This is a genomic window from Thermobispora bispora DSM 43833, from assembly GCF_000092645.1.
Taxonomy (GTDB): Bacteria; Actinomycetota; Actinomycetes; order Streptosporangiales; family Streptosporangiaceae; genus Thermobispora; species Thermobispora bispora.
This window is the reverse complement of the sequence record NC_014165.1, coordinates 2,346,084-2,371,735: the sequence shown is the minus strand read 5'-3', so window position 1 is coordinate 2,371,735 and position 25,652 is coordinate 2,346,084. Positions and strand designations below refer to the sequence as shown.

The window sequence follows — 25,652 nt, the reverse complement described above, 5'->3', positions numbered from 1 at the left end:
CGCCCTCCGGGGACCGTGCGATGCGGAGCGGGGTGAGGATCGGGGTCGACGTGGGCTCCGTCCGGATCGGCGTGGCCCGCAGCGACCCCTCCGGTGTGCTCGCCGTACCGGTCGAGACGGTACGGCGCGGCCGGGACGACCTCGACCGGATCGCCGAGATCGCCGCCGAGCACGAGGCGATCGAGGTGGTCGTCGGCCTCCCCACCTCGCTCTCCGGCCGGGAGAGCCACGCGGCCAAGGCGGCGCGGGAGTACGCCGCCCGGCTCGCCGCCCGCCTCGCCCCGATCCCGGTCCGCTTGGTCGACGAGCGGCTCACCACGGTCACCGCCCAGCGGCGGTTGCGGTCGAGCGGCATCCGGGCGCGGCAGCAGCGCGACATCATCGACCAGGCGGCCGCCGTCGAGCTGCTCCAGGCCGCGCTCGACGGTGAGCGGGCCACCGGCCGTCCTCCCGGGGAGTGCCTCGACGTGCCGGAGGGGCGCGCGGAGCCGAACGGCGGGACCGGGGCGTGAGGCGGCCGGCTCTGATCGCCGGCGGGGTGACGGTCGTCGCCGCCGCCGTGTTCGGCGTGCAGGCGCTCCGGCGGGACGCCCCGGAGGTCCGGGACTACCGGGGCCCGGGCCACGGCACGGTCGTGGTCGAGGTCCGCCGGGGCGCGAGCGCGCAGGAGATCGGGGAGATCCTCGCGAAGGCGGGGGTGGTCGGCAGCACCGAGGCGTTCGTGGCCGAGGTGGTGGCCCGGTCGAAGGAAGGCAGCCTGCAGCCCGGCTGGTACCGCATGCGGCGGGAGATGGCGGCCGCGTCGGCCCTCGATCTCATGCTCTCCCCGGCATCCCGGGTGGTGCGCACGGTCACCGTGCCGGAGGGGAAGCGGCTCTCCGAGGTGCTCACGCTGCTGGCGTCGGCGACCGGCCTGCCGCTGCGGGAGTTCACCGACGCGGTGGCCAGGCCGGATGCCCTCGGCCTGCCCGGGTACGCCAAGGGCACGGTGGAGGGGTTCCTCTTCCCGGCGACGTACGAGCTGGAGCCCGCCATGCCGGCCCGGGAGCTGCTCCGGCGGATGGTGGCCGAGTTCAAGCGGACGGCGGAGCGGCTCCGGCTCACGGAGCTGGCCGGACGGCACGGCCTCACCCCCTTCGAGGTGGTGACCGCGGCGAGCATCGTGCAGGCCGAGGGCGGCCGTGACCCGGACTTTCCCAAGATCGCGAGGGTCATCTACAATCGCCTCGGCCGCGGCGCGAAGCTGGAGATGGACAGCACGGTCAACTACGCGCTGGGCCGGCACACCCTCAAGGTCTCCGAACAGGACACCAAGGTCGCTTCGCCGTACAACACGTACCTTCACCCCGGTCTGCCGCCCGGGCCGATCTGCAATCCAGGGGAGCGCGCCCTCGAGGCGATGCTCCATCCGGCCGATGGCGACTGGTACTGGTTCGTCACCACGGACCCTGAACGGAAAATCACCAAATTTACTGACAAGGAGACGGAATTCCGGAAATATCGGGAAGAGCTGAACCGGTATCTCAGAGGTAACTAGGTATGGATCGCCCGGCTCGGCCTGGCTCGGGCGCTGGGACGGCCGTACCGGGAGATGGACCAGCGCACTATGAACGACGTTGACTTGGACTTCCTCCTCGGGGATGCGGAGGACGAACGCCCGTCCCGGCGTCGTCCCCCCGGGAGCCGGGTACAGCAGCGCCGGAGCCGCAAGCGGCGCAGGCGGCAGCGCCGGAAGGGGTACATCGCGACCGTCTTCGCCATGCTCGTCATCGTCGGCGTCCTCGGCGGTGGCGTGTACTACGGCGTCAACGTGGCGCGCGAGGTGCTGACCCCCAAGGACTTCACCGGCGAGGGGCATGGCGAGGTGGAGGTCGAGGTCAAGGAAGGGGCGACCGCGACCGACGTCGCGCAGCTCCTGGAGAAGGAGGGCGTCGTGGCGAGCGCCCGGACGTTCCTCAACGTGATCGGCGCCGCGGGCAAGACCTCCTCGCTCCAGCCCGGCGTGTACACGCTGCGCAAGGGCATGTCGGCCGAGGCGGCCCTCAAAGCGATGCTCGACCCGGGCAACAAGGTGGTCAACCGGGTCACCATCCGGGAAGGGCTGCGGCTGAGCAAGATCTTCACCGAGCTCTCCACGGCCACCGGCAGGCCGGTCGAGGAGTTCCAGAAGGCGGCCAAGGAGGACATCGGCCTCCCGTCGTACGCCAAGGGCCGGCTCGAGGGCTTCGCCTTCCCGGCGACCTATGACATCAGCCCCAAGGACACCCCCAAGACGATCCTCTCCCGGATGGTCGAGCGGTTCGTGCAGACCGCGGAGCGCCTCGATCTCGAGCGGCGGGCCAAGGAGCTCGGCTACACGCCCCGGCAGATAATGATCATCGCGAGCATCGTCCAGGCCGAGTCCGGACGGCTCGAGGACATGCCGAAGGTCGCCCGGGTGATCTACAACCGGCTGAGCCGGAACCCGCCGATGAAGCTGGAGATGGACAGCACCCTCATGTACGGGCTCGGCAAGTACGGCATCGCCGCCACCAACGAGGACCTCAAAAGCGACAGCCCGTACAACACCTACCGGCGGTACGGCCTGCCCCCGGGCCCGATCTGCAACCCCGGCGACCACGCGATCGAGGCCGCGCTCAATCCCGCCGACGGCAACTGGCTGTGGTTCGTGACCGTGGACCCGAAGCGCGGCATCACCAAGTTCACCGACAAGGAGTCGGAGTTTTGGAAGCTTCGCGAGGAGTTCAACCGGAACCGCGGGTGACCGGCCGCCGGGCGGCGGTGCTCGGCTCCCCGATCGCCCACTCGCTCTCCCCGGTGCTGCACCGCACCGCGTACCAGGTGCTCGGCCTGGAGGGGTGGCGGTACGACGCGATCGAGTGCCGCGAGGAGGACCTCCCCGCCCTCCTCGACGGGCTGGGCCCGGAGTGGGCGGGCCTGTCCCTCACCATGCCGCTCAAGCGCGCGGTGCTGCCCCTGCTCGACACGGTCTCCGACCTCGCCGCCGCGGTGGGCGGCGCGAACACCGTGGTGTTCCGGGACGGCCGGCGCCACGGGGACAACACCGACGTCTACGGCATCGTCCAGGCGCTCACCGAGGCCGGGGTCGGCACGCCGTCGGCCGCCACGATCCTCGGCGGCGGGGCCACGGCGGCCTCGGCGATCGCCGCGCTCCGCGAGCTCGGGCTCTCCGAGGTGACCGTGGTGGTGCGGAGCCCGGCGCGGGCCGCGGAGACGCTGCGCGCGGCCGAGCGGCTCGGCGTCGCGGTGACGGTCCGCGGGTACGACCGGTTCGACGTGGGGGATCTGCTGGTCTCCACGCTGCCGCCGGGCGCGGCCGACCACCTGGCCGACCGGCTCGCCGCGGCGATGCCGGAGAAGGGCGCGCTCTTCGACGTGGTCTACGCGCCCTGGCCGACCCCGCTGGCGCGGGCCGTGCAGGAGGCGGGCCGGACCGTGGTGGGCGGCTTCGCCATGCTGCTCCACCAGGCGGTCCGGCAGGTGGAGCTGATGACCGGCCGGACGGACGTGCCGGTCGAGGCGATGCGGGCCGCCGGCGAGGCCGAGCTGGCCCGGCGGTCGGCCTGAGCGCCCGGCCGGGGAGGGACCGGGCCCGGCGAAGAGGTCGCGTGCCGCGCCGGGTCCGGTGGGCCCAGGGAATACCTGGGCGTTCCTTCAGGTTTGTGGTATGGTGAGTGCTCGATCGGTCTGGTATGCCAGCCGGTATACGCAAGCGGAGGTCCGCCTCCCACCTGGTCCACCGGAAGGTGGACGGGTCACGGAACACCAGAGTTTTCGGCAGGAGAGCTCAGTGACCCCGCATGCGTACCGTGCGGGGTTTTTGGTTTTTCCCCACACGGTCGAGCACTAGGCGGAACAGACGGTAACGACAGACACTTGGAGGTCCCATCAGCACCGAGCCCCGCATCAACGAACGGATCCGCGTGCCTGAGGTTCGCCTGGTCGGTCCGAACGGCGAACAGGTCGGGATCGTTCCGATCGCCGATGCGCTGAGACTGGCGCAGGAGGCCGACCTCGACCTGGTCGAGGTGGCCGCGACGGCGCGCCCGCCCGTCTGCAAGCTCATGGACTACGGCAAGTGGAAGTACGAGTCCGCGATGAAGGCGCGGGAGGCCCGTCGCAACCAGGCGCAGACGGTCGTCAAGGAGATCAAGCTCCGGCCGAAGATCGACCCGCACGACTACGAGACGAAGAAGGGTCACGTCGAGCGCTTCCTCCGCGGGGGCGACAAGGTCAAGGTCACGATCATGTTCCGCGGGCGTGAGCAGTCCCGGCCCGAACTGGGCTACCGGCTGCTGCAGCGCCTCGCCGAGGACGTCGCCGAGCTGGGCTACGTCGAGTCCCAGCCCAAGCAGGACGGCCGCAACATGATCATGGTGATCGGGCCGCATAAGAAGAAGGCCGAGGCGAGGGCCGAGAAGCTGGCGGCCAGGGCACAGCGCGGGGCGGGCCAGAAGGCGGCGGAGTCCGCCGCACGGCCGCGGTGAGTTCCGTCTGAGCACCGGCACGGCACTCCGGACCGCCGACCGATCACGGATCGGAACACGAATCGGTAAGCCGAGACCGGGACGACGGTCTCGCGGAGTCAGACACGTCGGCGTGGGGAAACCCCTGTCCGCCGGCACGGACGAAAGGGAGAGACGGCTGAGATGCCGAAGATGAAGACGCACAGCGGTGCGAAGAAGCGGTTCCGGCTCACCGGTTCCGGCAAGATCATTCGCCGCCGTGCCAACCGGCAGCACCTGTTCGAGCACAAGCCGTCGACCCGTACGCGCCGTCTCCAGGGTGTGGTGGTCGTGTCCGCCGCCGACACCAAGAAGGTCAGGAAGCTGCTCGCGAAGTAATCGAGGGGATAGATCATCATGACACGCGTCAAGCGGGCGCTCAACGCCAAGAAGAAGCGCAGGGTCATCCTCGAGCAGGCGAGCGGCTACCGAGGCCAGCGGTCGCGCCTGTACCGCAAGGCCAAGGAGCAGGTGCTCCACTCGATGACCTACGCGTACCGGGATCGCAAGGACAGGAAGGGCGCGTTCCGGCGTCTGTGGATCCAGCGCATCAACGCTGCGGCCCGGGCCAACGGCATGACCTACAACCGGTTCATCCAGGGCCTGCGCCTCGCCGGCATCGAGGTGGACCGCAAGATCCTCGCCGATCTCGCGGTGAACGACGCGAAGACGTTCGCCACCCTGGTCGAGTCCGCCAAGAAGGCGCTGCCGTCCGACGTCAACGCACCGGCCGCCTCGGTCGCGTAGCGCTTCAGGGATGAGGGCCCGCCGTGCACCGTCCGGTGGGCCCTCATCACGTTCCGGGATGGGAAGGCATGGCCGAGATCACCAACGTCAAGTCGCCACGCGTCAAGGCGGTCCGCCGGCTCACCAAGCGTGCCTTCCGGGACCGGGATCGCGCGTTCCTCGCCGAGGGGCCGCAGGCCATCCGCGAGGCCCTGCGGACGCCAGGGGTCACGGTCGAGCTGTACGCGACCACCGAGGCGGAGGCCCGCCACCCGGACATCGTGGCGGCGGCGCGTGACGCCGGCGTCCCCGTGCACCGCACGAGCGGTGAGGTCATGGCCGAGCTGACCCAGACCGTCACGCCCCAGGGCCTGGTCGCGGTCTGCCGGTTCGTCCACGTCCCGCTGGAGGAGGCGGTGCGCCCCGGCGCCCGGCTGGTGGCCGTCCTCGCCCACGTCCGGGACCCGGGCAACGCGGGCACGGTCCTGCGCACCGCCGACGCCGCGGGGGCGGACGCCGTGGTGTTCACCGACGCCTCCGTCGACCCGTACAACGGCAAGTGCGTCCGGGCCAGCGCCGGCAGCCTCTTCCACCTCCCCGTCTCGATCAACGCCCGGTTCCCCGAGACGGTACGGCAGGCCCGGGAGGCGGGGCTGCGGATCCTCGCCGCGGACGCGTCGGGCGCCCGGACGCTCGACGAGGTCGACCTGAGCCGGCCCACCGCGTGGGTCTTCGGCAACGAGGCGTGGGGGCTGCCGCCCGAGCTGCTCGAGCTGGCGGACGAGGTGGTGCGGGTCCCGATCTACGGGCGGGCCGAGAGCCTCAACCTCGCCACCGCGGCGGCGGTCTGCCTGTACGCCTCGGCCCGCGCGCAGCGGCGGAGCCTCCACCCCGTGGAAGATCCCTCCACCTCGCTGGGCTGAGACTGCTGACGATCGCAGGAAACCCGCTATTGTCGCCCTTATCCGACGGTCGAGGAGGCGGTCTCGTGCGAGGTGATGGCACCCCCGGCGGCACGTCGGGAGCAGGGGTCGGCGGGAGTGCGTTCATCGGCGTGGACGAGCTTCCCGACGGGCTCGTGGTGGTGGACGGCGACGGCGTCGTGCTCCAGATGAACCTGGCGGCCGAACGGCTCACCGGGGTGGCCCGGCCGGCCGCGATCGGGCGGCACGTCACCGACGTCCTCCCGCTGCGGGACGCCGATGGGCGCGACTGGTGGAAGCTGCTCGACCCGCACGGCGGCCTGCCCACCCGCTCACGCCAGCCGGAGCGCCTGCTGCACCTGCCGGGCCGCCATGACCTGTTCGTCGCCGCCCGGTTCATCCGCAGGCCGGCGCGCGGCGGCCGGGTGATCCGCGTGGTGATCACGCTGCGGGACGCGTCGGCGCGCTCCCGGGCCGAGCGCAGCCGCGCGGACCTGGTCTCCACGGTCGCCCATGAGCTCAGGTCCCCGCTGACCAGCGTGAAGGGCTTCACCGCGACGCTGCTCGCCAAGTGGGACCGGTTCACCGACGCGCAGAAGCTCGTCATGCTGGAGACGGTGAACGCGGACGCCGACCGGGTCACCCGCCTGATCACGGAGCTGCTCGACGTCTCGCGGATCGAGTCCGGCCGGCTGGAGATCCACCGGCAGATCGTCGACATCCCCGCGCGCGCCCGCCGGATCATCGCCGGCCGGGTGGCCGCGGGCGAGCCCGAGGACCGGTACCGCCTGGAGGTCCGCGGTGAGCTGCCGGAGACCTGGCTCGACCAAGACAAGATCGACCAAATTCTCGCCAACCTGGTCGAGAACGCGGTACGTCACGGACGCGGTACCGTGACCATAGTGGTCGAGCCTGTCGAATCGGGAGTCGCCGTGTCGGTGCGTGACCAGGGTGAGGGGATCGCCCCCGAGCTGGCGGACCGCGTCTTCCGGCAGTTCTGGCGCGGCAACAAGCGCCGGCGGGGCGGCACCGGGCTCGGCCTCTTCATCGTCAAGGGCCTCGTCGAGGCCCACGGCGGCACGATCGGTGTGCAGCGCGCCCCAGGTGGGGGGGCGGAGTTCCGATTTATCCTGCCCACCGGGAATCCCGGCTCGTGACCCGGTGCGCGCGCCACGGACACCGGGCACGGAGGACGGGCCGGTGGGCTGATCGCATTAGACTCGACCCCGCCGAGCGCCACTGCGCTCGCCAGCCCTGGATACGGAGTTCTCCCTTGTCGAACACCCATGACCCGGTCGCGGTGACGCCGCTGACACCGGAGGAGGTGGCGCAGGCGCAGACCGAAGCGCTCGCCGCCATCGCCGCGGCCCGCGACCTTGACGAGCTGAAGCAGGTACGGATCGCGCATGCCGGAGACCGCTCTCCGATAGCCCTCGCCAACCGCCGGATCGGCACGCTCCCGCCCGGGGAACGGGCGGAGGCGGGCAAGCGCATCGGCGCGGCGCGGAAGGCGATCAATGAGGCGCTCGCCGCGCGGCAGGCCGAGCTCGAGGCCGAGCGCGACGCCCGGGTGCTCGCCGAGGAGGCGGTCGACGTCACCCTGCCCTGGGACCGGACGCCGCTCGGCGCACGGCACCCGCTCACCACGCTACAGGAGCGCATCGCCGACGCGTTCGTCGCGATGGGTTACGAGGTGGCCGAGGGGCCGGAGCTCGAAGGCGAGTGGTTCAACTTCGACGCGCTGAACATCGCCCCCGACCACCCGGCCCGCTCCGAGCACGACACGTTCTTCGTCGAGGGCCCGCACACCGGCAAGGTGCTGCGCACCCAGACCTCGCCGGTGCAGATCCGCGCGCTGCTGTCCCGCCCGCTGCCCGTGTACGTGGTGTCGCCGGGCAAGGTCTTCCGGACCGACGAGCTGGACGCGACCCACTCCCCGGTCTTCCACCAGGTCGAAGGGCTCGCGGTCGACAAGGGCCTGACCATGGCGCACCTGAAGGGCACGCTCGACCGGTTCGCCGAGGTCATGTTCGGCCCGGGGATCGACACCCGGTTCCGGCCCAACTACTTCCCGTTCACCGAGCCGTCCGCGGAGATGGACCTGCGCTGCTTCGTCTGCCGCGGCGCGTCCGCCGTGCCGGGCAATCCCCCGTGCCGGACCTGCAAGTCGGAGGGGTGGATCGAGTGGGGCGGCTGCGGCATGGTCAACCCGCGGGTGCTGATCGCCTGCGGCGTGGACCCCACCGTCTACTCCGGCTTCGCCTTCGGCATGGGCATCGAGCGCACCCTCATGTTCCGCCACAACGCCGAGGACATGCGTGACATGGTCGAGGGCGACATCCGGTTCACCCTGCCGTTCGGAATGGAGGTCTGATGAAGGTCCCGCTTTCCTGGCTGCGGGAGTACGTCGACCTCCCCGCGGTCACCGCGCGCGAGATCGCCGACAGGCTCACCGCCGCAGGCTTCAAGGTCGAGGCCCTCATCCCCCACGGCCACGAGATCAAGAACGTGGTCGTCGGGCGCGTGGTCGGCATCGAGGAGCTCACCGGCTTCAAGAAGCCCATCCGGTACTGCCGGGTCGAGGTGGGGGAGGACGCGCCCCGGGAGATCATCTGCGGCGCCACCAACTTCGGCGTCGGCGCCGTGGTCCCGGTCGCCCTGCCCGGGGCCATCCTGCCCGGGGGGTTCGAGATCAGCTCCCGGAAGGTGTACGGGCGGATCTCGGACGGCATGATCTGCTCCGAGGCCGAGCTGGGCATCGCCGAGAAGTCCCCGGGGATCATGCTCCTCCCGCCGGACTCGCCGATCGGCGCCGACGTCGTGGAGCTGCTCGGCCTCCGCGACGACGTGCTGGAGCTGGAGGTCACCCCCGACCGCGGGTACGCGCTCTCCATCCGCGGGGTGGCGCGCGAGGTGGCGATCGCGTTCGACGCGCCGTTCCGTGACCCGGCCGCCATCGAGGTGCCGGAGACCTCCGGCTCGTCGTGGCCCGCGTCGATCGCCGACCCGACCGCCTGCGACCGGTTCGTGCTCCGCTCCGTCTCCGGGCTCGACACCTCGGCCGAGACCCCGCCGTGGATGCGGATCCGGCTGTTCCGCGCGGGCATGCGGTCGATCTCGCTCGCCGTCGACGTGACCAACTACGTCATGCTCGAGCTCGGCCAGCCGCTCCACGCGTTCGACCGCTCCCGCCTCAACGGGGAGATCGTGGTCCGGCGGGCCCGCCCCGGGGAGACCCTGGAGACCCTCGACCACGTGGTCCGCGAGCTCCACGAGGAGGACATCCTCATCACGGACTCCTCGGGCCCGATCGGCCTCGCCGGGACCATGGGCGGCCTGCACACCGAGATCTCCGACGCCTCCACGGACATCGTCATCGAGGCGGCGCACTTCTCCGCCACCGGGGTGGCCCGGATGTCGCGCCGGCACGGCCTGGTGAGCGAGGCCTCCCGCCGGTTCGAGCGGGGCGTCGACCGGGAGCTGCCGCTGGTCGCCTCGTGGCGGGCGGTGCAGCTCCTCGCCGAGCTGGGCCGGGCCACCATCGACCCGGGGGTGACCCACGCCGAGGTCGAGGTCAGCCCGGTCACGATCAGCATCCCGGCCGACTACCCCGGCCGGGTGGCCGGCGTGCCGTACCCCCGGGAGACCGTGATCCGCAGGCTGGAGCAGATCGGCTGCACGGTGACCGAGGGCGTGCCCGCCCAGGACGCCGGGCCGCGGGCCGGGCACGGCGTCGCCGCGACCGGGACCGTCTCCACCGGCGATCTCGCGGACAAGCTCGCGGTGCGCGGTGACGACATGATCACCGTGACCCCGCCGTCATGGCGTCCCGACCTGACCGACCCGAACGACCTCGCCGAGGAGGTCATCCGGCTCGAGGGGTACGAGCACCTGCCCTCGATCCTGCCGCCCGCGCCGGCCGGGGCGGGCCTCACCGAGGAGCAGCGGGCGCTCCGCCGGGTCGGCCGGGCGCTGGCGTACACCGGGTACGTGGAGGTGCTCTCCTACCCGTTCGTCGGCCTCAAGGACTTCGACGGGCTGATGCTGCCCGCGGACGATCCGCGGCGCCGGGCGACCCGGCTGCTCAACCCGCTCAGCGAGGACGAGCCGTTCATGCGGACCACGCTGCTGCCCGGGCTGCTGCGCACGCTCGCGCGCAACGTGGGCCGCGGCTTCTCCGACGTGGCGCTCTTCGAGATCGGCCGGGTCTTCCTGCCGCAGGAGGGCGCTCCCGAGATCGCGCCGGTGCTCGCGGTCGATCGCCGGCCGACGGACGAGGAGCTCGCCCGGCTCGAGGCCGCGCTGCCGCGGCAGCCGCTCCGGGTGGCCGTGGTCCTCGCCGGGGAGGCCGAGCGCTCCGGGTGGTGGGGCCAGGGCCGCGGCGCCTCCTGGGCCGACGCCATCCAGGCCGCCCGGGTGGTCGCCCGCGAGTACGGGGTTGAGCTCCGGGTGCGCGCCGTGGAGCACGCGCCGTGGCACCCGGGCCGCTGCGCCGAGCTCAGCGTCGCCGGGGAGGCCTCCGGCGAGCCGGTGGTGGTCGGCCACGCCGGCGAGCTGCACCCGCGGGTCGTGGAGGCGTTCGGCCTGCCGCCGCGGACCGCCGCCATGGAGCTGGAGCTGTCGCTGCTCCGCCCGTCCGGGCCGGTGCAGGCGCCCGCCATCTCCACCTACCCGGTGGCCACCCAGGACGTGGCGCTGGTCGTCCCGGCGGACACGCCGGTCGCCGAGGTGGAGGCGGCGCTCCGTGAGGGCGCCGGCGAGCTGCTCGAGTCCGTCCGGCTGTTCGACGTGTACACCGGCCCGCAGGTGGGGGAGGGCAATAAGTCGCTCGCCTACACCCTGCGGTTCCGGGCGCCCGACCGGACGCTCACGGTCGAGGAGACCACGGCGGCCCGGGACGCGGCCGTGGCCCTCGCCGCCGAGCGGACCGGGGCGCGGCTGCGCGGCGCCTGAGCCCGCGCCCGGAGCCGGGCCGGATCTGACGACGTGACGAGGCGGGTCCCGCCGTGGATCGGCGGGACCCGCCTCTCGTCATGTGCGGTGGCGTCCGACGTGGGGCGGGCGCCGCGGGAGGGCGCCGCTCAGCGATCTCTCAGTGCCGGTACACCTCCAGCTCGTAGAGCGAGTAGCCGTACACGGTGCCGCGTTTGACGCCCTGCATGCGCACGTAGCGCGCGGTGACCGGGGCGAAGGTCACGTTGTCCACCCCGCCGTCCCCGTTCTGGGTGGCGTAGACAGTGGTCCAGTTCGACCCGTCGGTGGAGGTCTCGATCCGGTACGCCTTCCCGTACGCGGTCTCCCAGCGCAGGATCACCCGGGAGATCTCCTGTGGCGAGCCGAGGTCGACCTGGAGGTACTGGTTGTCGGTCCAGTGGCTCGCCCACCGGGTCGTCGGGTCGCCGTCGATCGCCTTGGCCGGGGCGTACGTGGAGCTCTGCCGGCTCGACGCGGTGGCCGTGCCGCCGAGGGCGAGGTTGCCGATGTCGTCGCCCCGGTGGGCCGGGAACGACACGACCTGCTGGTAGGTCGGCCGGTTCTGCCAGGAGATCAGCGGGTGCTTGATGCCGCCGAGCGGTGCCTGCAGCAGCGCGTCGGCGCACCACTGGTCCCCGGCCTTGCACCGGTCGTCGCCCGGGTAGGTGACCGAGGCCGGCTCGGCCACCGACTGGGCGAGGCTGTCCAGCAGCACGGTCCGGCAGTCGGCCACGGTCTGCCCGCAGAACCGGCGCGGCAGCGGCGCCTCCACCGGGTCCCCGAGCACGGACCGCAGGTCCTTGTGCACGTAGCCCCACCAGCCGAACTGGAACGCCGAGCCCTTGTGCGTCTGCCCGCCCTGGGCCGACGTGGGCAGCGCGGACACGTCGCCCTGCTGGTGGCCGGAGGGCGACTCGTTGATCTGGAGCGCGTCGACCAGCGCCTGGTAGAGCTCGTCGCCGAGCTCGGGCCGGAACATGGCGCGCACCAGCTTCGGCCACCAGGCGTCGAAGATCCGGATCGCGTCGGCGTGCGCGTAGGTCTTGCTGCCGGGCGAGGTCTCCACGCGCTTGGCCCCGGACTGCGCCCAGGCGGAGAGCTTGCTCACGGCCGAGGCGAGCGACGGATCGGTCACCGGCGCGCTCTGGATCACCCGGAGCAGCAGCGGGAGCACCTTCCAGCCGCGCAGGTCGGTCACCGCCGCCTCCGCCATGATCTTCACCACGTCGCTGGTGCCGACCGGGCCCCGGGCGAGCGCGTCCCGGAGCGGGGCGTCGAGCAGGTCGCCCCGGTGGACGGCGCCGAAGCTGAAGTTGCCGTCGGCGGCGCTGAAGTCCTTCGCCTGCTTGTTGTTCCAGCTGACGAAGTAGTCCTGGTCCACCGCCTGGGGGTGGGCGCTCGCCGGGAGGTAGGTCGCGGTGTTGGTCTCCGGGTCGAACCCCTCCCACTCGTGCGCCTCGTCGGCCACCATCGGCAGGTTCGGGTCCGAGACCGGGGAGCGCACCGGGATGTCCGCCGAGGTGAAGTACGCCGCCTCGCGGGAGTTCACGTAGAACCAGTTGAACGCGAATCCGATCTTGGAGGCGGCGTTCATGAAGCCGCTCGCCGACCCCATCTCGTCGGGGTCGTTGAACATCTGGAAGCCGATCGCCGAGTCGGCCTCGTGGAGGTAGGTCGAGCGGAGGGTGGTGAACGCGGTCGGCACCCCGTTGACCATGCCCCGCCAGGTCACCAGGCCGTACTTGGTGCGCTTGATCACCAGGTCGTACGACCCGGCGGGCGTGGGGTCGGCCGTGTTGGGCTTCCAGGAGTTCCGCTTCCGCAGCGTCTCCATGGGGATGCACTGGCCGCGGTACAGGTAGTGGTCGGACGAGAGCGTCGGCGTGCCGCCGCCCGGCTCACAGAGGGTGACCGCGTAGGTGTCGGTGATGTCCACCGTCGCCGAGGTGGCGCTCCACGCGTAGTCGGTGCTGCGGCCGAGCAGCACGTAGAAGCTGAGCCCGGCGAACGCGGCCCCGCGGGCCCGGATCCCCGGCCCGGACAGCTCCTGGAGCATGAGGAGCTGCGGCGCGAAGTACCCGGTCTGCGGCCCGAAGACCGCGATCGGGTGGCCGGTGGCCGACTTGGCGGCCGATACCACGACCGCGTTCGACATGCCGGGCCGGTTGGGCTCCACGGTGAGGCCGGCGAGCGGGTCCGCCCCTGCGGCCTCCATGGTCCGGGCCGAGCCCTCCTCGTTCTCGGTGACGTCGACCGGCCGCGCCGTTCCGGGGTCGGGCAGCACGACCCCGGTGGCCCCGGCCGGGGCCTGGCCGAACGGGAAGCTCTGCCCGTCGTGCAGGGTGAGCACGGTCTCCGGGTCGTTCTGCGAGCGGAAGGCCTCCCACACCCGGTCGCCCTCGGCGGTGCCGTACTTGGCGCGGGCGGCCACCCGGACGAGGGCGGACTGCATCTCCGCGCCGCCACCGCCGCCGAACAGCCCGCCGATCACGCCGGCGATCGCGATGAGGTCGGCCGGCTTGAACTTCTTCGGGCCGCCCTTGTTGGTGATCGCGTCCAGGTGCCCGGTGAGCACGTACTCGCCGGGGCAGTTGCGGTGGGCCATGCAGTGGTCGATGTACGCGTTGATCCCGGCGACGTAGTTCTGCACGTCGGAGTAGAGCTGGGCGCCGCGCGGGCCGGAGTTCCTGAGCCGCTCGATCTGCGCCTCGAGGTCCTCCTCCGTGTAGGGGGAGTTGCGCCACACGCTCTGCTCCAGCGCCCGGTTGCCGGGAGCGCCGCCGACGAACGAGGTGAGCTCACCCCGGCCGAGGTGCCGGAGCACGTCCATGAGCCAGAGGCGGTCCTGGGCTCCCGCGTACCCGGCGCCGAACATGGTGCCCTCCCGGGTGGTCCCGGTGATGTGCGGCACCCCGGTCTCCTTGTCCCGGACGATCGTGACGTCGGAGCGCGGCCGGGTGGTGCTCTCGACCTGCCCCGGGGGCACGCCGAAGCTGGCGTCGTTGAAGAACTTGGCGACCTGCTCCTCGGTGAGCCCGGTGTATCCGGAGATCAGGCTCGCGTACCGGTCGAGCTGGTCCCTGCTGTGCCGCGGGTAGGTGCCGAGGGTCTGGTTGCCGAGGATGTCGACCAGGGTGGCGTTGCCGTTCTGGCCCGGGGGCAGGATGTCGAAGCACACCCCGAGGCAGAAGTCGTCCGGCGGATAGTACGAGGTGTCCGCCGTGGTCTCCACCGCCGCAGGCGCCGCCGAGGCCGCCTGCGCCGGGAGCCCGGCGCAGGCGAGACCCAGCAGCGCGACGGCGGTGACCAGCCGTCGAAGACGCGCGTGCATGGGAGAACGTCCCTTCGCGATAACGGAGGGTGCAGGGGGAGAGATGAGGACATGTCACGCGCGTAACATGAGCTGCACTCAACTTCGGACGATACGCCCTGCCCGCCAGTTGATCAATGGGTGAGCCGCGCGGTCGTCGATCAGTGAGCGCGGCGGGCCACGTTGCGGGGCACCGGGAGCGGTGTGCGGCCGGGCCGGCCGGTCCGGGCCGCGGCCGGAGCGTTCCGGCCGCCCGCGCGCCTGCCCGGCCGGGTCAGGGGAGGCGGCCTCAGGCGGAGACCCCGGCGCCCCAGCGGTCGAGCCGGGCGTAGGCGGGCCGCCACTCGTCCGCGTAGGCGGCGCGCAGCTCCTCCGGCAGCCGGCCGAGGACGGCCGCCACGCGCTCCGGGCTCGCGCCGTCGAGGACCCAGGGGAGGTAGCGGCGGGCGTCCGCGCCGATCCGGGTCCGGTGCTCGTCGCCGAAGCGCCGCCAGTGCCCCTCGGTGAGGGTGGCGTCGATCAGCGGCAGCGCCTCGTCCTCCTCGTGCTTGAGGTGCCGGTGGAGCAGGGTGGCGAGCGCGTCGGTGAGCCCGCCGAGCAGCTCGGGCCCGCGGTCGCGGTCGGCGAGCGCCGCGTCGATGCCCCGGAGCAGGGGGTCGATGGCGGCGTGCTCGGCCTCCATCACCTCGAGCAGGGCGAGGCCGTCCGGCCGCTCGGTGAGGGCCTCGTGCATCGCCGGCCAGAGCACGTCGTCCTCGGTGGTGTGGTGCACCCGCAGGTACGCCTTGAACATCTCCCAGCCGGCGGCCGTGCGCAGCACCCGCCACGGGTCGTCGCCCGCCCGCGCGCTGAGCCGGGCGATGTGCTCCGCCTCCCGCCGGAGCGCGTCGTGCACCGCGTACATCATCGTCATGTCGAGCCGGTGGGGCCGGTTTCCCATGGTGTTCCTCGCTTCCGTCCTGCTTCGCGGGCCTCCGAGGCTATTGTCAACTTGCTTAAGTGTCAACATTCCAACTGATTACTCGCCTAACCATCTCCGCTTGCTACGCTGAGCGCTCGGAGGTGGGCCGGTGCGGCGGCGGGAGGACGAGGACGAGGGGTGCCGTGAGCGGTCGGCCGAGGTGCTCGACGCGGCCCCGCCCGAGGAGCTGCGCGCGTACCCCGGCTACCTGCTGCGCCGGGTGTACGCGCGGTTCAGCGCCGAGAAGGCCCCGGAAGGGCCGCCCGCGCGGGAGTTCGTCGTGCTCGACGCGCTCGCGGAGCACGACGCGCGCTCCCAGCGGGACCTCGCGGAACGGCTCGGCATCAACCGGACGATCATGGTCCGGCTCATCGACCGGCTGGAGGAGGCCGGCCTGGTGCGGCGGATGCGCAACCCGGCCAACCGCCGCTCTCACGTGCTGTCGCTCACCGAGGCCGGCCGTGCCGCGCTCGCCGGGATGCGCGAGGCGGTCGCCGAACGGGACGCCCGGCTCACGGCCGCGCTCACACCAGGGGAACGGCGGCGCCTCGCCGAGCTGCTGAGCCGGCTGCTGCAGGAGCCGGAGCGGCCGGCCATCCGGAGCGTCGAGTACCTGGTCGCCCAGGCGCACCTGCGGATGCGGCGGGTCGGCGACGCGATGCTCTCCGACGTGGGCCTGCGGATCCGGCACTACGGCCCGCTCTCGGCCCTCGAGCGGCTGGGCCCGTGCCCGCAGCAGCGGCTCGCCCGGCACCTCGCGATCACGGAACCGGCCGCGGCCGAGGTGGTCGACGAGCTGGTCCGGGCCGGGCTCGTGGCGCGCGGCCAGGACGCGGACGACCGGCGGCGGTACGCGCTGGAGCTCACCGAGCTCGGCCGGGAGCGGCTCACCCGGGTGCGGGAGGCGGTGGAACGGCTGCGGGGCATGGTGGTGGACGCGCTCGGCGCGGAGGGCGAGGCGGAACTGCGCGCCCTGCTGCTCCGGCTGCTGCCCCGGGAGGAGGGCGCGCCGGCGGCCTGACCCGCGCCCCGGGCCGGCCCGCGCACCGGCCGGCTCCGGGGCCCGGTCCGCGCGCTCCCTGACCGGGCCGAGGTTCGGGCGCGGCCGGCCGGATCCACGGCCGGCCCGGCCGCCGGCGCGTCCGTGCGGACTGCCCGTACGGAGTGCCCGTACGGAATGGGGTGAACCGCGGGCGCCGCGCTCAGGCGGCGCCCGCGAGCGGGTCACCGGCCCAGGGTCTCCTCCTTGAGCCGGGTCTTCAGGATCTTGCCGGCCGCGTTGCGGGGCAGCTCGGCGTCGCGGAACCAGATCTTGGTCGGCACCTTGAAGGCGGCGAGCCGGCCGCGGAGGAACTCCTGGAGCTCCTCGGCGGTGGCCGTCGCGCCCGGCTTGAGCCGGACCACCGCGCCGACCTGCTCGCCGAGCTCCTCGTCGGGGATGCCGATCACGGCGGCGTCGTCGACCGCGGGGTGCTCGAAGATCGCCGCCTCGACCTCGGCGCAGTACACGTTCTCGCCGCCCCGGATCACCATGTCCTTGGCCCGGTCGACGATGTAGACGAACCCCTCCTCGTCGATGCGGGCGAGGTCGCCGGTGCGGACCCAGCCGCCGCTGAACGTCTCCGCGGTGGCGTCCGGCCGGTTCCAGTAGCCCATGATCACGATGGGGCCGCGGATGTGGAGCTCGCCCACCTCGCCGCGGGGCAGCTCGTTGCCGGCCGGGTCGCAGACCTTCACGTCGATCACGGGCAGCGGGCGGCCCACGCTGTCCGGCTTCCGGCGGTAGTCGTCGCCGCTGTTGTAGATCGCGAGCGCGCTCGTCTCGGTCATGCCGTACCCGTTCGCCGGGGTGCGGTTGGGCAGCAGCTCGGTGATCCGCTCCAGCAGCTTGGGCGGGGCGGGGGCGCCGCCGTACGAGATCGAGGTGAGCGAGGAGATGTCGTACTCGTGCAGCCGCGGGTGGGAGAGCAGCTGCCAGGCGTTGGTCGGCACGCCGCTGAGCACGGTGATCTTCTCCCGCTCGATCAGCTCGAGCGCGCGCTGCGGGTCCCACTTGTACATGAGCACCAGGCCGCCGCCGCTCAGCATGGTGCCCATGAGCACGGCCATGCACCCGGTCACGTGGAACAGCGGGACGGTGAGCAGGGTGATCCGCCGGATGCCGACCGACTCGTTCGGGTCCCCGCCGGCGAGCGCGACGGCCTGCAGCAGGGCGTAGGCCACGGTCATCGGCGCCTGGCAGAGGTTGCGGTGGCTGCCGAGCGCGCCCTTGGGCAGGCCGGTGGTGCCGGAGGTGTAGAAGATCGTGGCCGGGTCCTCGGGGCGGAGCCCCACGTCCGGCAGGGTCACGTCGGCGCGGACCTCGCCGAGCACCTCGGACCAGTTCGCGCCCTCCGCCCGGGTCACGATCATGGGGAGGCCGCTGCCCGCCATGCGCTCGGCGCGCTCGCCGTCGGCGATCACGACCTTGGCCCCCGAGTCGCTGAGGCCGTACGCGAGCTCCCGGTCGGTCCACCACGCGTTGAGCGGGACGACGATCGCCCCGGCCGCGAGCGCGGCGGAGAACGAGATGACCCATTCGGGGTAGTTCCGCATTGCGATGGCCACCCGGTCGCCCTTGCGGACCCCGTAGTCGGTCACGAGCCGGTGGGCCAGGGTCGCGGCGAGGCGGTAGTGCTCCTCGAAGGTGATCCGCTCGTCCTCGTAGACGAGGAAGTCCTTGTTGCCGTGGAGGCGGGTCAGCTCCAGCATGTCGCGGAACGTGGCCGGAGCGTGCTTCCACGCGCGGATGCGGTGGCCGCCGGCCTCGACCTCCTCCATCTCGAAGAGCTGGCCGGGTGCGGTGAGCTGAGCCTGAACCTGTTCGTGCGAGATCGTCATGAGCGTGTCGCTCCCCGGGTCCGTGGGTTTGCCCGCACGATACCGACCAGTAGGTTTGGCGGCTAGATCCCTTTCGCCGACCGGTCGTCTCTTGCATGTTCATGCTGTGTCCTGCATACTCTTGAGCATTGCAAATTCATGAGCTTGACTGCATAGAGATGTAGGAGTGGTGAGTGATGAGGGCGGCGATCGCCGGGGCGAGCGGGTACGCGGGAGGCGAGCTCCTGCGGCTGCTGCTCGGCCACCCCGCCATCGAGATCGGGGCGCTCACCGCCGGGTCCAGCGCGGGCACCCGGCTCGGTGACCACCACCCCCACCTGCCCGCACTCGCCGACCGGGTGATCGAGGAGACCACCCCGGAGACGCTCCGCGGCCACGACATCGTCTTCCTCGCCCTCCCGCACGGGCAGTCGGCCGCCATCGCCGCCGAGCTGGGCGAGGACACGCTGATCGTCGACTGCGGCGCGGACTTCCGGCTCAAGCGGGCCGAGGACTGGACCCGCTTCTACGGCGGCCCGCACCCGGGTACCTGGCCCTACGGCCTGCCCGAGCTGCCCGGCCAGCGCGCGGTGCTGCGCACCGCGCGCCGCATCGCGGTCCCCGGGTGCTACCCCACGGCGGTGACCCTGGCGCTCTTCCCGGCCTTCGCCGCCGGCCTCGCCGAGCCCGACGTGGTCGTGGTCGCGGCGAGCGGCACCTCGGGCGCGGGGCGGGCGCCCAAGCCCCACCTGCTCGGCAGCGAGGTCATGGGCTCGGTGAGCGCCTACGGCGTGGGCGGGGTCCACCGGCACACCCCGGAGATGGAGCAGAACCTCTCCGCGGTCGCCGGCACGCCCGTCCGGGTCTCGTTCACCCCCACCCTCGCCCCGATGAGCCGGGGCATCCTCGCCACCTGTACGGCTCCCGCGGCGCCGGGCGCCACCCCGGCGGCGCTCCGGGAGGCGTACCAGGCCGCGGTCAAGGACGAGCCGTTCCTCCGTCTGCTGCCCGAGGGCGTCTGGCCGGCCACGGCCATGACGGTCGGCTCCAACACGGCCGTCGTCCAGGTGGCGCTCGACGAGCGGGCCGGGCGGATCGTCGCGATCGCCGCCATCGACAACCTCACCAAGGGAACCGCCGGCGGTGCGGTCCAGAGCGCCAACCTCGCCCTCGGCCTCCCGGAGGAACTCGGTCTTCCCACCAACGGAGTCGCCCCATGAGCCAGCACGGACACGACGAGATCCGGGCCGCCGGCCCGGGGAATCGGGGGAACGGATGAGCGTCACCGCGCCGCTGGGCTTCCGCGCGGCCGGGGTCGCCGCCGGCATCAAGGACAGCGGTGCGCGCGACGTCGCCCTCGTGGTCAACGACGGCCCCTCCTACGCTGCCGCGGGCGTGTTCACCCGCAACCGGGTGAAGGCCGCCCCGGTGCTCTGGTCCACCAAGGTGCTGAGCGGCGGCCGGGTCAGGGCGGTGGTGCTCAACTCGGGCGGCGCCAACGCCTGCACCGGCGCCCCCGGCCTCGAGGACGCGCAGGCCACCGCGGAGAAGGCCGCCGAGCTCCTCGGGGTGCCCGCCGGTGAGGTGGCGGTCTGCTCCACCGGGCTGATCGGCGAGCGCCTGCCGATGGACGCCCTGCTCGCCGGGGTCGAGACCGCGGCCGGGCAGCTCTCCCGGGACGGCGGGCTCGCCGCCGCCGACGCCATCCGCACCACCGACACGGTCAGCAAGATCTCCTTCCGCCGGGGTGAGGGCGGCTACATGGTCGGCGGCATGGCCAAGGGCGCGGGCATGCTCGCCCCGTCGCTCGCCACCATGCTCTGCGTGCTCACCACCGACGCCGCGGTGGAGCCCGCCGACCTCGACGCGGTGCTCCGCCGGGCGGTCGCGGTGACGTTCGACCGGCTCGACACCGACGGGTGCATGTCCACCAACGACACCGTGCTCCTCCTGGCGAGCGGGGCGACCGGGGTGCGGCCGGACCTGGAGGAGTTCGGCAAGGTGGTCACCGGGGTCTGCGCCGACCTGTGCCGGCAGCTCCTCGTCGACGCCGAGGGCGCGACCAAGGCGATCGCGATCGAGGTGATCGGCGCCGCCTCCGAGGAGGACGCGGTGACCGTGGGCCGCGCCGTGGCCCGGTCGAACCTGCTCAAGTGCGCGATCCACGGGGAGGACCCGAACTGGGGCCGGGTCGTCGCCGCGGTCGGCACCACCGACGCGGTCTTCGAGCCGGACCGGATCAACGTGGCCATCAACGGCGTGTGGATCTGCCGCGGCGGCGCCCCGGGGGACGACCGGTCCAAGGTGGACCTGCGCCCCAGGGACGTCACCATCACCATCGACCTGTCCGCCGGGCCGCACACGGCCACCGTCCACACCACGGACCTGACCGCGGCCTACGTCCACGAGAACTCGGCGTACTCGACATGACCACACGGCTGAACGGGGCATTGGACAAGGCCCGCACGCTGACCGAGGCGCTGCCCTGGCTGGCCCGCTTCCACGGGGCCACGGTCGTCATCAAGTACGGCGGGCACGCGATGACCGACGACCGGCTGCGCGCCACCTTCGCCGACGACGTGGTCTTCCTCCGCTACGCCGGGCTCAAGCCGGTGATCGTGCACGGCGGCGGCCCGCAGATCCAGGCGCACCTCGACCGGCTCGGGATCGAGAGCCACTTCGTCTCCGGCCTGCGGGTGACCACGCCCGAGGCGATGGAGGTGGTGCGGATGGTCCTCGTCGGCCAGGTCAACCGCGGCGTGGTCGGGCTGATCAACCGGCACGGCCCGTTCGCCGTCGGCCTGTCCGGGGAGGACGCGCACCTGTTCACCGCGCGGCGCAAGCGCGTGGTGGTCGACGGGGCCGAGATCGATCTCGGCCAGGTCGGGGAGATCGTCCAGGTCGACACCGGGGCCGTGCGGGCGCTCCTCGACGACGGGCGGATCCCGGTGGTGTCGTCGATCGCCCGCGCCGAGGAGGACCCCACCCAGGTCTACAACGTCAACGCCGACACCGCGGCCGCGGCGCTCGCCGTCGCGCTCAACGCCTCCAAGCTGATCGTCCTCACCGACGTGGAGGGCCTCTATGCCGACTGGCCGAACAGCGACGAGGTGATCAGCCGGATCACCGCGTCCGAGCTGACCTCGCTGCTGCCGTCCCTGACCAGCGGGATGGTGCCGAAGATGGAGGCCTGCCTCACCGCGGTGAAGGGCGGCGTGCCCCAGGCGCACGTGCTCGACGGCCGGGTGCCGCACGCGCTGCTGCTGGAGGTCTTCACCGACGAGGGCATCGGGACCATGGTGGTCCCCGATGACGGCCCGGACGGGGAGGGGGAGCGGCCATGAGCGCGACGCGGACCGAGGACCTGCGCGCCCGCTACGAGGCCGCGTTCATGCCCAACTACGGCGTGCCGCCCGTGGCGCTCGCCCGGGGCGAGGGGACCGCCGTCTGGGACGTGGACGGCCGGCGCTACCTCGACCTGATCGGCGGCATCGCGGTCAGCTCGCTCGGCCACGGGCACCCCGCCCTGGTCGAGGCGGTCTCCCGCCAGGTCGCCGTGCTCGCCCACACCTCCAACCTCTACCTGCACGAGCCCGAGGTGCTGCTCGCCGAGCGGCTGCTCGGCCTGCTCGGCGCGCCCGGCCGGGTCTTCCTCGCCAACTCGGGCACCGAGGCGAACGAGGCGGCGCTGAAGATCGCCATCAAGTACGGCAAGGCGCACGGCCGGGACTACGTCGTCGCCGCGGAGATGGGCTTCCACGGGCGCACGCTCGGCGCGCTCGCCCTCACCGGCAAGCCGTCGATCCGCGACCAGTTCGGGCCGTTCCCCATCGACGTCAGGTTCGTCCCGTACGGCGACGCCGCGGCGCTGCGCGAGGCGGTGACCGACCGGTGCGCCGCGGTCTTCCTCGAGCCCACGCAGGGCGAGGCCGGCGTGGTGCCCCCGCCCGAGGGCTACTTCGCGGCGGCGCGGCGGATCTGCTCGGAGACCGGCGCCCTCTTCGTGGTCGACGAGATCCAGTCGGGGATCGGCCGGACCGGCCACTGGTTCGCCCACCAGGCCGAGGGGGTCGTCCCGGACATCGTGACCATCGCCAAGGGGCTCGGCGGCGGGCTCCCGATCGGCGCGTGCCTCGGGCTCGGCCCGGCCGGGACGGTCTTCGCGAAGGGCGACCACGGCTCGACCTTCGGCGGCAACCCCGTGTCCTGCGCGGCCGCGCTCGCCGTGCTCGACACGATCGAGCGGGAGGGCCTGCTCGAGCGGGCCAAGACCCTCGGGGCCCGGCTCGCCGACGGGATCGCGGCCATCCGGCATCCGCTGCTCAAGGGGGTGCGGGGCAGAGGGCTCTGGCTGGCCGTCCTGCTCGCCCGGCCGTGCGCCGACCGGGTGCAGGCGGCGGCCCAGGACGCGGGCTTCCTGGTCAACGCGGTGCAGCCCGACGCGATCCGGCTCGCGCCCCCGCTCGTCATCACCGGCGATGAGGTGGCGTCCTTCCTGGACGCGCTTCCCGGCATCTTGGAGGCGGCCAATGGAGCGTAGGACCGGGGCGAGCCCGGTGCGGCACTTCCTCAGGGACGACGACCTGACCCCGCAGGAGCAGGCGCGCGTGCTCGACCTCGCCGCGGCGATGAAGAAGGAGCGCGCGGCCGGGGCGGGGTTCACCCACCGCCCCCTGGAGGGCCCGAAGACCGTGGCCGTGCTGTTCGACAAGCACTCGACCCGGACCCGGGTCTCCTTCGCCGTCGCGATCACCGAGCTCGGCGGGGCGCCCCTGATCCTCGACGCGGGCACCTCCCAGCTCGGCCGGGGCGAGCCGATCGAGGACACCGCCCGGGTGCTGTGCCGGCAGGTCGCCGCGATCGTCTGGCGCACGGCGGGGCAGGAGCGGATCGAGGCGATGGCGTCCGCCTCGACCGTGCCGGTGATCAACGCGCTCACCGACGAGTTCCACCCCTGCCAGGTCCTCGCCGACCTGCTCACGATCCGGGAGCACCGGGGCTCGCTCGCCGGGCAGACCCTGACCTACCTCGGGGACGGCGCCAACAACATGGCCCACTCCTACCTGCTCGGCGGGGCCACGGCCGGGATGCACGTCCGGATCGCCGCGCCCGCCGGGTACCGGCCCGACCCCGCGGTCCTCCGCCGGGCCGAGGAGATCGCCGCGGCCACCGGCGGGTCGGTCGCGGTGCTCGACGACCCGGTCGCCGCGGCGGCCGGGGCCGGGGTGATCGCCACCGACACCTGGGTCTCCATGGGCCAGGAGGGCAAGGAGCAGCGGATCGCCGCGTTCCGGCCGTACCAGGTGAACGCGGAGCTGCTCCGCCACGCCGCGCCCGACGCGATCGTCCTGCACTGCCTGCCCGCCTACCGCGGCATGGAGATCACCGCCGAGGTGATCGACGGGCCGCAGAGCGTGGTGTGGGACGAGGCGGAGAACCGCCTGCACGCGCAGAAGGCACTGCTCCACTGGCTGCTCACCGGGGGTGGGGAGACGTGACCATCCCGCTCACCAAGGCCGCCCGGCAGGCGCGTATCGTGGAACTGCTGACCCGGCACAAGGTCCGGTCGCAGGCCGAGCTCGCCAGGCTCCTGGCGGAGCAGGGGGTCGAGGTCACCCAGGCGACGCTCTCCCGGGACCTCGACGAGCTGGGCGCGCTGCGGCTGCGGGCCGACGACGGCACGCTGGTGTACGCCCTCCCCGGGGAGGGCGGAGGCCGCATCCCGCTCTACCGCACGGGGAGCGGCACGGCGGAGAACCCGGACGCGCGCCTCCGGCGGATCGCCGAGGAGCTCCTCGTCTCGGCCGAGGCCTCCGCCAACCTGGTCATCCTGCGCACGCCCCCGGGGGCCGCGCAGTTCCTGGCGTCCGCCATCGACCACGCCGACTGGGAGTCCATCCTCGGCACCGTGGCGGGGGACGACACGATCCTCGTCATCAGCAGGGATCCGCAGGGCGGCGAAGCCCTGGCCAAGGCCTTGCTCGACCTCACCAACCGCCGCCCAGGCGACGCCGTACGTAATCGTGCGATTGGAGAAGAGAACAATGGCTGACAGGGTTGTACTCGCCTACTCGGGCGGTCTGGACACATCCGTGGCCATCCCGTACCTCGCGGAGAAGATGGGGGCCGAGGTCATCGCCGTCGCCGTCGACGTCGGCCAGGGCGGCGAGGACATGGAGGTCATCCGGAAGCGCGCCCTCGACTGCGGCGCCGTCGAGGCGGTGGTCGTGGACGCCCGGGAGGAGTTCGCCCGGGACTTCTGCTTCCCCGCCCTGCGGGCGAACGCGCTCTACATGGACCGCTACCCGCTGGTCAGCGCCCTGTCCCGGCCGCTGATCGTCAAGCACCTCGCCGAGGCCGCGCGGAAGTACAAGGGCACCCACGTGGCGCACGGCTGCACCGGCAAGGGCAACGACCAGGTGCGGTTCGAGGCCGGCCTGGCCGCGCTCAACCCCGACCTCAAGGTCGTCGCCCCGGCCCGCGACTTCGCCTGGACCCGGGACAAGGCCATCGCCTTCGCCGAGGAGAAGGGCCTCCCGATCGACGTCACCAAGAAGTCGCCGTACTCGATCGACCAGAACCTCTGGGGCCGCGCGGTCGAGACCGGCTTCCTGGAGGACATCTGGAACGCCCCCACCGAGGAGCTGTACGCCTACACCAGCGACCCCTCCGTGCCGCGGGAGCCGGACGAGGTGGTCATCACCTTCTCCGAGGGCGTCCCCGTGGCGCTCGACGGCCGGGAGCTGTCGCCGTACGAGCTGATCGCCGAGCTCAACCGGCGCGCGGGCGCGCAGGGCGTCGGGCGGCTCGACATGGTCGAGGACCGGCTCGTCGGGATCAAGTCGCGCGAGGTGTACGAGGCGCCGGCCGCCATCGCGCTGATCACCGCGCACATGGAGCTGGAGAACGTCACCGTCGAGCGCGACCTCGCCCGGTTCAAGCGGACCGTCGACCAGCGGTGGGGCGAGCTGGTCTACGACGGCCTGTGGTACTCGCCGCTCAAGCGGGCCCTCGACGCGTTCATCGCCGAGACCCAGCGGCACGTGTCCGGGGACATCCGGATGGTCCTGCACGGCGGGCGGGCCGTGGTGACCGGCCGCCGCTCGGAGGACTCGCTGTACGACTACTCGCTCGCCACCTACGACAGCGGCGACGCGTTCGACCAGTCGCTGGCCAAGGGCTTCGTCCAGCTCTGGTCGCTGCCCAGCAAGATCGCGGCCGCCCGGGACGCCCGCCGGTCGTGACCCGGCAGGCCCGCGGCGCGGCCATGGCCTGAGGCCCCCGCCGCGCGCACCGGCGCGGCGGAGCGCGGAACAGGCCGGTGACCGCGGGCGCATGCGATGCCGTACGCCCCGGTTCCGTGCGCGGAGCCG

General features: G+C 72.6%; 22 protein-coding genes. 19 read left to right on the top strand and 3 right to left on the bottom strand.

The window, feature by feature from the left end:
* Positions 1-20 precede the first annotated feature (20 nt).
* The 11 genes from ruvX to TBIS_RS10085 all read left to right on the top strand — a co-directional run bounded on the left by ruvX (position 21) and on the right by TBIS_RS10085 (position 11,128).
* Positions 21-512 (top strand): Holliday junction resolvase RuvX, encoded by a 492-nt coding sequence (gene ruvX / locus TBIS_RS10135; protein ID WP_013132291.1) that lies wholly within the window; start codon positions 21-23, stop codon positions 510-512.
* Complete coding sequence (gene mltG, locus TBIS_RS10130; RefSeq protein WP_013132290.1) at positions 509-1,537, top strand: endolytic transglycosylase MltG; 1,029 nt, start codon at positions 509-511, stop codon at positions 1,535-1,537. Before ruvX ends, mltG (TBIS_RS10130) begins: the two co-directional genes overlap by 4 nt.
* 69 nt (positions 1,538-1,606) lie before the next feature.
* Positions 1,607-2,764, top strand: coding sequence for an endolytic transglycosylase MltG (gene mltG, locus TBIS_RS10125; RefSeq protein WP_013132289.1), 1,158 nt, complete (start codon positions 1,607-1,609; stop codon positions 2,762-2,764).
* Positions 2,761-3,588, top strand: coding sequence for a shikimate dehydrogenase (locus TBIS_RS10120; RefSeq protein WP_013132288.1), 828 nt, complete (start codon positions 2,761-2,763; stop codon positions 3,586-3,588). The genes mltG (TBIS_RS10125) and TBIS_RS10120 overlap by 4 nt, the downstream gene beginning before the upstream one ends.
* Before the next feature lie 320 nt (positions 3,589-3,908).
* Positions 3,909-4,508: a translation initiation factor IF-3 gene (gene infC / locus TBIS_RS10115; RefSeq protein WP_013132287.1), complete on the top strand. Its 600-nt coding sequence runs from the start codon at positions 3,909-3,911 to the stop codon at positions 4,506-4,508.
* 162 nt (positions 4,509-4,670) lie between these two features.
* Positions 4,671-4,865, top strand: coding sequence for a 50S ribosomal protein L35 (rpmI, locus tag TBIS_RS10110; RefSeq protein ID WP_013132286.1), 195 nt, complete (start codon positions 4,671-4,673; stop codon positions 4,863-4,865).
* A gap of 18 nt (positions 4,866-4,883) precedes the next feature.
* Entirely contained in the window at positions 4,884-5,273 is a 390-nt protein-coding gene (rplT, locus tag TBIS_RS10105) for a 50S ribosomal protein L20 (protein WP_013132285.1), read from the top strand.
* Between the two features lie 68 nt (positions 5,274-5,341).
* Entirely contained in the window at positions 5,342-6,175 is an 834-nt protein-coding gene (locus tag TBIS_RS10100; RefSeq protein ID WP_013132284.1) for a TrmH family RNA methyltransferase, read from the top strand.
* 65 nt (positions 6,176-6,240) lie between these two features.
* Positions 6,241-7,332 (top strand): sensor histidine kinase, encoded by a 1,092-nt coding sequence (locus tag TBIS_RS10095; RefSeq protein WP_013132283.1) that lies wholly within the window; start codon positions 6,241-6,243, stop codon positions 7,330-7,332.
* 116 nt (positions 7,333-7,448) lie between these two features.
* A complete protein-coding gene (gene pheS, locus TBIS_RS10090; protein WP_013132282.1) occupies positions 7,449-8,549 on the top strand; it encodes a phenylalanine--tRNA ligase subunit alpha in 1,101 nt (366 codons plus the stop codon).
* Entirely contained in the window at positions 8,549-11,128 is a 2,580-nt protein-coding gene (locus tag TBIS_RS10085) for a phenylalanine--tRNA ligase subunit beta (RefSeq protein WP_013132281.1), read from the top strand. The genes pheS and TBIS_RS10085 overlap by 1 nt, the downstream gene beginning before the upstream one ends.
* A 139-nt stretch (positions 11,129-11,267) precedes the next feature.
* Here TBIS_RS10085 and TBIS_RS10080 read toward each other — a convergent pair whose 3' ends face one another.
* Positions 11,268-14,480: a penicillin acylase family protein gene (locus tag TBIS_RS10080; RefSeq protein WP_013132280.1), complete on the bottom strand. Its 3,213-nt coding sequence runs from the start codon at positions 14,478-14,480 to the stop codon at positions 11,268-11,270.
* A 268-nt stretch (positions 14,481-14,748) separates the two neighbouring features.
* Positions 14,749-15,399: a hemerythrin domain-containing protein gene (locus tag TBIS_RS10075; RefSeq protein ID WP_013132279.1), complete on the bottom strand. Its 651-nt coding sequence runs from the start codon at positions 15,397-15,399 to the stop codon at positions 14,749-14,751.
* Positions 15,400-15,529: 130 nt separating this feature from the next.
* On the opposite strand from TBIS_RS10075, the gene TBIS_RS10070 reads away from it, so the two are divergent.
* Positions 15,530-16,441 carry a MarR family winged helix-turn-helix transcriptional regulator gene (locus TBIS_RS10070; protein WP_013132278.1) on the top strand — a complete coding sequence of 304 codons (912 nt, stop codon included), beginning with the start codon at positions 15,530-15,532 and terminating at the stop codon, positions 16,439-16,441.
* A gap of 203 nt (positions 16,442-16,644) precedes the next feature.
* Here the strand turns inward: TBIS_RS10070 and TBIS_RS10065 are convergent, their stop codons facing one another.
* Positions 16,645-18,300: a class I adenylate-forming enzyme family protein gene (locus tag TBIS_RS10065; protein ID WP_013132277.1), complete on the bottom strand. Its 1,656-nt coding sequence runs from the start codon at positions 18,298-18,300 to the stop codon at positions 16,645-16,647.
* A gap of 176 nt (positions 18,301-18,476) precedes the next feature.
* Between TBIS_RS10065 and argC the strand changes: the two genes are divergently transcribed.
* From argC to TBIS_RS10030, 7 genes are read left to right on the top strand one after another with little or no spacing between them, the layout of a single operon-like run.
* A complete protein-coding gene (gene argC, locus TBIS_RS10060; protein WP_013132276.1) occupies positions 18,477-19,499 on the top strand; it encodes an N-acetyl-gamma-glutamyl-phosphate reductase in 1,023 nt (340 codons plus the stop codon).
* 55 nt (positions 19,500-19,554) lie between these two features.
* The gene (gene argJ, locus TBIS_RS10055; protein ID WP_013132275.1) at positions 19,555-20,709 is read left to right on the top strand and encodes a bifunctional glutamate N-acetyltransferase/amino-acid acetyltransferase ArgJ; all 1,155 of its coding nucleotides are present in this window, start codon (positions 19,555-19,557) and stop codon (positions 20,707-20,709) included.
* Positions 20,706-21,623 (top strand): acetylglutamate kinase, encoded by a 918-nt coding sequence (gene argB / locus TBIS_RS10050; RefSeq protein WP_013132274.1) that lies wholly within the window; start codon positions 20,706-20,708, stop codon positions 21,621-21,623. The genes argJ and argB overlap by 4 nt, the downstream gene beginning before the upstream one ends.
* Positions 21,620-22,819 (top strand): acetylornithine transaminase, encoded by a 1,200-nt coding sequence (locus TBIS_RS10045; RefSeq protein ID WP_013132273.1) that lies wholly within the window; start codon positions 21,620-21,622, stop codon positions 22,817-22,819. Before argB ends, TBIS_RS10045 begins: the two co-directional genes overlap by 4 nt.
* Positions 22,809-23,777 carry an ornithine carbamoyltransferase gene (gene argF, locus TBIS_RS10040; RefSeq protein ID WP_013132272.1) on the top strand — a complete coding sequence of 323 codons (969 nt, stop codon included), beginning with the start codon at positions 22,809-22,811 and terminating at the stop codon, positions 23,775-23,777. Before TBIS_RS10045 ends, argF begins: the two co-directional genes overlap by 11 nt.
* Positions 23,774-24,331, top strand: coding sequence for an arginine repressor (locus tag TBIS_RS10035; protein WP_013132271.1), 558 nt, complete (start codon positions 23,774-23,776; stop codon positions 24,329-24,331). The genes argF and TBIS_RS10035 overlap by 4 nt, the downstream gene beginning before the upstream one ends.
* The gene (locus TBIS_RS10030; RefSeq protein ID WP_013132270.1) at positions 24,324-25,523 is read left to right on the top strand and encodes an argininosuccinate synthase; all 1,200 of its coding nucleotides are present in this window, start codon (positions 24,324-24,326) and stop codon (positions 25,521-25,523) included. The genes TBIS_RS10035 and TBIS_RS10030 overlap by 8 nt, the downstream gene beginning before the upstream one ends.
* The last annotated feature ends 129 nt before the right edge of the window (positions 25,524-25,652 follow it).